We start from the raw sequence: 8,770 nt of genomic DNA, 5'->3' as shown, positions 1-8,770 counted from the left end.
GCTCACTAAAAGCAATAGCTGAAGCGCTGAAGCGCTGACGGCTGAATGCTTACCTAAAACCCCGTCTTTTAGGGGGAAATATTTTTGGAGAGAAGATCAAATCACCGTTACAAAAATAACTTCTGACTTCTGACTTTTAACTTCTGACTTCCTTAACCCTGTTCCCTATTTTCTAAAGATTTATATTGCTATATTTCAAGCTTAATATTTAAAAAATTATTCAGTTATGTCAAATATACTCGAACAAGCAAAAATAGCTAGTCAAGAAAAAAATTGGTCTTTAGTTAATCTGTATTTACAGCAATTTTTCTTAGCATCTCAAAATACTCGTGTTAATTTGTTAGAAAATTCTCATTTAGATGTGGTTCTCGACCTAGCAATAACAGTTCTAAAAAATGGAGATTTTCAAGAAACATGGGATATTAATAAACTATTTAAACAAATTGGTAAACCAGCGATCGCTCCGTTAATTGAAATTATTCAGGATGAGAATTTAGATCTAGAAAAACGTTGGTTTGTCGCTCGGATATTGGCAGATTTTAACAGTGATGAAGTTCGAGAAGTTCTGAAAAGTGTAATTATTAGTTCTGAGGCGGAAGATTTACAAGAAATAGCAGCAGATACTTTGGCAGTTTTGGGAGATTCAGCAGTTGATATTTTAACAGATTTATTGGCAAACCCAGATTCACGACTATTAGCAACAAAAGCTTTGGCAAAAATTAATTCTCCTAGCACTATCACACCATTATTAACTGTAGTAAAAGACGATGATGATGAAGTTAGAAAGGCTGCAATTAATGCCTTGAGTAACTACTATGATTCTCGTTTGCCGATTGTCTTAATTTCAGCTTTAAAAGATACAGTAGCTCAAGTTAGAAAAGAAGCAGTAATAGGGTTGAGTGCTTATGCTAATTTAGACGAAGAATTAGGTGTGGTGAAGTTGCTACAACCTTTACTGTGGGATATTAATTTTGAAGTTTGTCAACAAGTGGCGATCGCTATGGGAAAAATCGGTACAGATACAGCAGCAATGGCTTTATTTGAACTGTTACAAACCACTAATGTTCCAGTTTTTTTAAAGTTGGATGCGGTGCGTGCTTTAGGTTGGGTTGAAACTCAAGTATCTGTGGAATATCTACAAAGTTTACTCGGAGATAATTGCTTAGTTGCAGTAGAATATCAGCCACAAATTGTGAATGAGATTATTACAGCATTAGGTAAAATTGAGCGTCAAGAATTAAAGCCAAAAGCTACAGAAATTTTGATTGAATTTCTCAGAAGTAATAATTCAGTTTTAGAAAGCGTCCGTGTCAAAAATTCTTTAGTTTTAGCATTGGGATATTTGGGAGATATTCGCGCTCTAGATTATCTCATTCAGTTATTAGAAGAAGATGATGCTAGTATTAGGCTTCATTGTATAGCAGCATTGAAACAATTAAATCCAGAAAGAGCATATCAACAACTTATTTATTTATCTCAAAAATCCAACATAAATTCTGAGTTAAAAATAGGAATAGCTACAGCTATTGCTGAATGGAATTATTGAAATAGCAGTCAGCGGTCAGCATTTTCCGTACCGGAATGCTCCGCAAACAGCAGTCAGCAGTCAGCATTCAGCTATAAGTTATTAACTTATTATCTTGGAAGAAAGAATTAGTATTTAAGGGAAATAAAAAATTAAGACTTTTTTTCTTTTTTATCTTTGATGCTTAGAGACTTAAAACCTCCATTATCTTTTTATTTTGGGTTTAATACCCCACCTTCTACAGGTTATTTACAATTTGGTTGGGGTTTGTAGACAAGAAGTGGCAGGTCGTTGACTATCCCCATCTATTTTTTCTTCCTTATTCATTCTTCCTTCTGAGTCAAAACTATGCTATTGTATCATAACATGAGGTATAGTTTGCCCCTATGTTTTGCTCTAATTCCAGGGATAACTTAAAATCCTGAATCCCCTATTAATAAAATGAAATACTGGAAATCAGGTAAACAATTACAAAATGGCAAATATATAATTCAAGACTTGCTTGGTATTGGCGGTTTCGGTATTACTTACCGTGCTTTAGAGCAAAGCTCTAATCAACTAGTTGCGATTAAAACTCTCAATTATCGAGTACAACGTAAACCAAACTTTGACAAATATCAAGAAAACTTTTTAAATGAAGCCTTATGTTTAGCAAAATGTAGTCATCCCAATGTTGTAGAAGTTCACCGCATTTTTAAAGAAAATAAATTATGGTGCATGGTGATGGAATATATAGATGGGGATGACTTAGGAATTTATCGTGAAGAACAAGAAGGAATTATATCAGAAAGTGAAGCAATACATCTAATTAAACAAGTAGGAGAAGCACTAACATTTATACATAATCAAGGATTTTTGCATCGGGATGTTAAACCTCAAAATATTCTCCTACGCCGAGATACTTTAGAAGCAGTATTAATTGATTTTGGTTTGGCACGAGAATTTAATAGTGGCAGCGTACAAACTCATACAACTGATAGTACATTATATTTTGCACCAATTGAACAATACGAAAGACGAGCAAAACGGGGAGCTTTTACCGATATATATGCTCTAGCAGCAACCCTATACGTTTTATTGACAGGTGAAATGCCTACACCAGCAAAAGTCAGGCAAGAAGGAAAAATACCATTAATTCCACCAAAAAAATATAATTCCCAAATTAGCGATCGAGTCAATAATGCAATTATTCAAGGCATGAAATTAGAGCCAGAAGAACGACCTCAATTTGTTGCTGAATGGTTAACTTTATTATCACCAGTACAAGAATTTTTTATAACTAATTCCCCTTCAACTGTACCAGTAACTCTGCCAATAATTACAGACACTCCTTCAGAATTACTAACTGTTGATTCTAGTTTTGAACTCGAATTGGAAAGCTTTAAATTTGAATCTTTAAAAATCAAAATTAGCCCAAAATGCGAAATAATTGAAAATATAAAAGAGCAACGAGAAACTCAACAATTCATTGAAAATATTGCCAATAATATTTTTCTAGAAATGGTATCTATTCCAGGCAATACTTTCTTGATGGGTTACCCAAAAAAAACAGCAGAAAAATGGGAAACAGAAACCCCACAACACAAAGTTACAATATCACCTTTATTTGTTAGTAAATATCCTATTACTCAAAGGCAGTGGCAAGCAGTGATGGGCAAAAATCCAGCTTACTTCAAAGGAGAAAATAGACCAGTAGAAATGGTATCTTGGTATAACGCAATTGAATTTTGTCGTCGGCTATCTGCTCAAACTGGAAAAACTTATCGGTTACTATCAGAAGCAGAATGGGAATATGTTTGTCGAGCAGAAACAACTACACTATTTTACTTTGGTAATAATCTAATAACTGACCTAGCAAACTATAATGGCGAAGAAGCTTATGCCTGTTCATTACAACAAAATTATCGCGAACAAACAACAGATGTAGGTAGTTTTCCACCCAATGCTTTTGGATTATACGATCTTCATGGCAATGTCTGGGAGTGGTGCGCCGATCCCTGGCATAATAATTATCAGGGCGCTCCTTCAGATGGTAGTGTGTGGGAAAAAGACGGCAATTATAACTACAGAATTTTGAGAGGAGGAGGATACTTAAACTATTCTAAAGGTTGTCGTAGTGCCAATAGAAATTGGAAAACTCCCAGAAGTAAGTATAAGTCAGTAGGTTTTAGAGTGGCAGTTTCTCACCCTGTTTCCATAGTCATCTCCAGATAAAAAAGGAGTAGGAAGTAGGGGGAAATAATTGATTATTTATAGCGCTGTGCGCAGCTCATTTGGCAGTAGGGGAGATAAAAAGCTTATGATATAACCTACATTCCGCACGACAAAATGTAATATAAAGACAAGTAGTCAATAGTCAGTAGTCAGTAGTCATTAGGAAATGATGTGCAGCTTATGTCTGGTTTGATCTTGTATTTATACTTAATATTTTCCTGAAATTTTGACTCATGAAAAAGGTCAATAACGATGATTTATACAGTGTAAATACTTGCCAAGTCATCATTATTCATCCTACTTTTAATGCTACACTCTTGACGTGCGGAATGTGAGATATAAAATTTTAGCTATTGGACAGTTCCTGAAATTTGTAAATATGCCAGCGCACATTGCTATATGTACAATAATTGATTTTATTTTGAATTTTCACGCTTATATCTAAATAGTCATTGCCAAATCTTTCTAAATTATCTTTCTTCCGGGCCTTCTAAATTCTGACTCCTGAATTCTGACTTCTGGCTCCTGATTATCTTTTTATTTTGGGTTTAAGTCCCCATCAATTTTTCTTCCTTCTTGCTTCTTCCTTCTTCAAATAAGTTTAAATTTTATTGAAAAAAATTAATTTTTGTAACTTTCAAATCCCCGACCGAGATTTTCAAGCTCTCCCCGCCGAAATATTTAGATAATATTTAGCAAAAATTTCAAGGGAGAGTTTGACCAAAAACTATCGCAAATATTAAGCCGGTTAAAAATTGCACATAGTATGGGACTTTATATTTTCTTTTGCGGGTTTAATACCCCACCGTTTAAACGGTGTTGAAAATTGTTTAGGGTTATAAGACACGTAGTGGCCGAGCATTAAATATCCATAAGTAATTTTCCTTTCTGCCTTTCGGTGCGGAATGCTGTTTGCACAGCATAGCTGCCTTCTTCAAGACTTAATCTGTGTCAGAAAATTAGTCATCAACAATATTAGCCCAATCAGGAAAAGAAGGAGGAAAGAAATTAATATCATAGTCCGACTCTTCCCACTCATGAACCCATAATGGCACAACTCCTACTCCTGTTTGAGGAGTTCTAGAGAATACCCTTTCCCCACATTCAACAATGTGAAATATCTGCTTGAGAGTATCTCCTAAATTAAGGGCTAAACTTAATAACTCATCCAATTCTGGACTAACTCGCTTCACCCTTGGTTTGTCCTCCTCAACCCATAGAAGTTTTAGGGACTTAAGAGACCTCGGACTTAGTTGACTTCGATAGTAAACCCGCTTAAGTTGGGCCACAGGTTCGAGACCTCTTTCTACCCGACGAATTTGCTGCAACCGGAGATAGTGCCACTCTGCCAAATGTTTTCGGTCTTCAGCAGGTATTTGCCCTTTTTTGGACGAGTGCTGAAAAGCGTATCTTGCACAGCTACATCCAAGATTAGCTAACAGATGGATTAATTCTCTCTCTTTAGGAGTTGCTTGTCTTCTTTCTGCAGTTCTTGTAATAATCCTTTTTCTTCGTGTAGTAGTCGTTGTGTCCATCATTTTTCGATAATATTAATCAGAACATAATACAAGGATAATGGAGGGTAGAACCCTAATTAGTAGCATAAAGTTCTACCCATCTGTGAATATCCAGTCTAATCTGTCTTTACTGTCTCAAGGAAGTTATTTCGGCCTTACTTATAGTTTATTCTCATCCATCTGTGTTTATGTTTTCTTCATTCCCATCTTCATCACGGCCTTCATAACTAGCAATCATACTCACTTCGATGCTAGCTTCATTAGATGACCTTAAACCCCAAGCTGTGGCCTTCGGTACTTGGCAAAATGTCAAGCCGGCGGAGGCTATTAACCCAAAAATGATAATATTCTGTTTCATAGTAGTAGATGAACCCTGTCTAGTGTTTTAGATAGACTCGCGATATTCTGCAACCTATAAAAAGTGGGTTGTTGCAAAAGACCTCTTGTCTTCCGATGAATCAGTCTGCAATTATAAAAGAAGCATAGGCACGACCTGATGGATCACAAAAGCCGGAAGTGAGGTGTTAGTAGTCTTATTACTATTTTCTCCCCAATCCTGCTATTTGGGATGTGGAGACTAAGCCATTAGGGAGTTAAACCATCAGGTAATTAGTCCATCTAGGAGTTATCCATCAGGGGCATCTACTTTATTTCATTTAACTATCAGGGTGTATCTCCATCTGCAGTTCTGAACTAGCTGTTTATTGTCCAAATAGACAGCTTTTTTTTGCGTTATTTTCTAGGATAGGAAGACAAAATTAGGAGAAGGGATAGAACTAAAGTCTTAAACTTTGAATCTGAGCTTTTTAACTTCTAGAACAGATATTAGGATCAAATATTCTCAGTCTGAAAAAAATTAATGGCCTTGAATTTTAATTGGGTTTCAACTTACTTTTTACATAGCTCTTATTCCTAAATTGAATTGTTATAAATTTATTGTACCCCTAGATATTTATGTAGCTGCACGGATAGGCGGTATCTAGGATATTTTTGAAGTAACTCTAAGACTAATGGTAATGTAAAATTACGGTTGTACCATTCTGGCTGGATAAAGACTGGAATATTATTATTTGCCAATAAAATTTTACTATAAAATTCTAACTCTTTACCAGTTTCTATTACTAATTTTATTTCTGAAGCCCTCATCCACATCTGTTTTACAACTGGATATTTAGGACTAATATGTTGTTTAGGGCTAAGGGTTATCCAAGTCTGAGGTGAAATTTCTTGCCAATAGCAACCTGAAGTTTCTATGGAAACTTGTCTGCCAGTAGCTTCTATTTTTTTAACTAGATGAGGTAACTGTTTATGGATAAAAGGTTCACCACCAGAAATAACAACTCTGGGAGAAAATAATTCATTAATTAATTCATCAAAAGTTTTAATTTTTCTTGGTAAATTAGTTCCTCCATCGGCATAACCAGTATCACAATAATGACACCCTACTGGGCAACCAGCAAGACGAATAAAATCTACTGGTGTACCTGCCCAATAGCCTTCTCCTTGAATAGTTTTTTGGAATGTTTCATGTATAGGAATTATGAGTTTTTCTGTCATGTTTGAGTTATAAATAGGGTTTGCTGAAAAAGTCGGCATTGCATAATTGTGGGATGATTTTATCAGAGAGGATCGACTATCATCCCCGTGTCTCCGTGTCTCCGTGTCGGTCTCAATCATCAGCTGATAGCTGCTAAGCATTCAGCTGTCAGCCGTCAGCTATCAGCTATTTGTTATTAATTCATTATCATACTAGAGAGGAATTATCCACTAAGGAGCATTAAAATTAATTAATGAAATTGGCTATAACCTCACCTCAGTTATTGCTTGCATAAGTTCAAAAGCTTCTATTAATGTCCTAACCTGAATGCGTAGTGCTATATCAGTTATCAGTTATCAGTACCTCTGCAATAAGAAGTAAGGAATGTTCTTTTTTTTATCCCCTTAAAAGAGGAGGATTTGGACCACAATTTTTCGGTAATTATTGAATGGAAAAACTAGAAAAATACCGAGAATAAATTAAAAAAGTAATTTCCTAATACGGGCAATACGAACTCGATTTAGAAGATGTCAGAACCGAATTAATTTTTCATCGGGAAGGAGACAATAATTTATTATTTAGGGTTTGTTGGCATAAAAGGAGACGAATTTATTGCTGTATTATGCACATGGATATTATAGACGAAAAAATCTGGATACAATACAACGGAACCGAGGTCGATATTGCTGAATAATTAGTAACATTAGGAGTTCTCAAACACGATATTTTTTAGGATTTCATTCCCCCTACATGAGACAATTTACCGAGTATGAGATACGTTAATTGGAGTCGCTATAAATCAAGAAATTTTGATTAATCTAATCAATTACAGGATTAAGTTTTTCCTTTTCAACAGTTACTTTTCTGGGAACCATAACGGCTAAAGCTAAAGGAACTACCTGGAAATGTGCTGGAGTATAAGTAACAATTTCCCCATCTGTATTAATGGGACGAGGTTTGCGGGTATAAACATTAAATACGGAACCAGAAAGGAAACGAAATCCAAAATTTTCTTGATATTTTCCTTGCCATATAGAAGGCAACATACCAATAAATTGCCAACAATATTTGATTTCTAAACTGTATAAGTCTAGCCTTTGGTCATCAATTGCAGCATCGTGAGCAATAGTCATACCACCTCCATAATGTTTGCCATTTCCTACCGCAACTTGCATAGTTTTAACTATTTTTGTTTCACCGTTGCAGTGAATTTCGGCAGTAAAAGGGCGACTTTTTAAAATCATTTTAGTGGCAGTAATAGCATAAGCTAATACACCCCATCGACGTTTGGCTTCTTTAGTTAAATTGTTAGTAATATCTACACTTAATCCGATACTAGCAACATTGAAAAAATATTTACCATTAACTACACCTAAATCTATATAACGTTTTTTCCCTGTAGCGATCGCTCGACAAGCTTCAAATAAAGAAATAGGAATTCCTAAAGTTCTAGCTAGATCGTTAGCAGTACCTAATGGTAAAATTCCCAATGGTAAACCTGTTTCTACTAGAGCATCTACTGCCAAGTTTAATGTGCCATCTCCACCACCAATAATTACCATATTTACTTGGTTTTTATAGTTTTGAATAAAATGGTTAAAATCCTGGGGAGATTCAGTTTCTTTACAAATAACTTCTAAGCCAAAATCTTGTAAATAATTTAAAGCTAAAGATAAGTTATTAGTAACTTTTCTAGCATTAGGATTAACCAATAAAAGAGCTTTTTTTGATTCAATATTTTTTGTATTCATATATATATATAGCAATTTTATTTGAGTTGAGAGATATGGTAAATTTTAGGGAACAGGGAACAGGGAATAGGGAATAGGGAAGAAGAAAAAAACGTATCATATGAATATAATAATTGATATATTCCATACTTTTAAGGAACACCTCAATTCTCACAACTGATTCCTGATTGCTATATATAGCAATTTTATTTGAGTTGAGAGATATGGTAAATTTTAGGGAACAGGG

6 protein-coding genes and 1 pseudogene are annotated in these 8,770 nt (G+C 34.9%); 3 read left to right on the top strand and 4 right to left on the bottom strand.

What is annotated here, in order from left to right; translation table 11 throughout:
* Positions 1-226 precede the first annotated feature (226 nt).
* A complete protein-coding gene (locus tag AC3DU7_RS17795; protein ID WP_488040653.1) occupies positions 227-1,546 on the top strand; it encodes a HEAT repeat domain-containing protein in 1,320 nt (439 codons plus the stop codon).
* 420 nt (positions 1,547-1,966) lie between these two features.
* A complete protein-coding gene (locus tag AC3DU7_RS17790; RefSeq protein WP_488040652.1) occupies positions 1,967-3,739 on the top strand; it encodes an SUMF1/EgtB/PvdO family nonheme iron enzyme in 1,773 nt (590 codons plus the stop codon).
* A 959-nt stretch (positions 3,740-4,698) separates the two neighbouring features.
* On the opposite strand, the gene AC3DU7_RS17785 is transcribed toward AC3DU7_RS17790, so the two are convergent.
* From AC3DU7_RS17785 to AC3DU7_RS17775, 3 genes are all read right to left on the bottom strand, one after another.
* Positions 4,699-5,277, bottom strand: coding sequence for a hypothetical protein (locus AC3DU7_RS17785; protein WP_488040651.1), 579 nt, complete (start codon positions 5,275-5,277; stop codon positions 4,699-4,701).
* Positions 5,278-5,428: 151 nt separating this feature from the next.
* Positions 5,429-5,569, bottom strand: a complete 141-nt coding sequence (locus tag AC3DU7_RS17780) for a hypothetical protein (RefSeq protein WP_488040650.1) — start codon at positions 5,567-5,569, stop codon at positions 5,429-5,431.
* A 620-nt stretch (positions 5,570-6,189) separates the two neighbouring features.
* The gene (locus AC3DU7_RS17775) at positions 6,190-6,813 is read right to left on the bottom strand and encodes a 7-carboxy-7-deazaguanine synthase QueE (RefSeq protein ID WP_488040649.1); all 624 of its coding nucleotides are present in this window, start codon (positions 6,811-6,813) and stop codon (positions 6,190-6,192) included.
* A 497-nt stretch (positions 6,814-7,310) separates the two neighbouring features.
* Here AC3DU7_RS17775 and AC3DU7_RS17770 point away from each other — a divergent pair.
* Positions 7,311-7,487 (top strand): annotated as a pseudogene (locus tag AC3DU7_RS17770) (element excision factor XisI family protein); the annotation flags it as partial.
* A gap of 124 nt (positions 7,488-7,611) precedes the next feature.
* Here the strand turns inward: AC3DU7_RS17770 and AC3DU7_RS17765 are convergent.
* Positions 7,612-8,544: a lipid kinase gene (locus AC3DU7_RS17765; RefSeq protein ID WP_488040648.1), complete on the bottom strand. Its 933-nt coding sequence runs from the start codon at positions 8,542-8,544 to the stop codon at positions 7,612-7,614.
* Positions 8,545-8,770: the final 226 nt, after the last annotated feature.

It is taken from the genome of Okeania sp. (assembly GCF_983059655.1).
The sequence above is the reverse complement of the archived record's forward strand: the minus strand, read 5'-3'. Positions and strand labels throughout refer to the sequence as shown.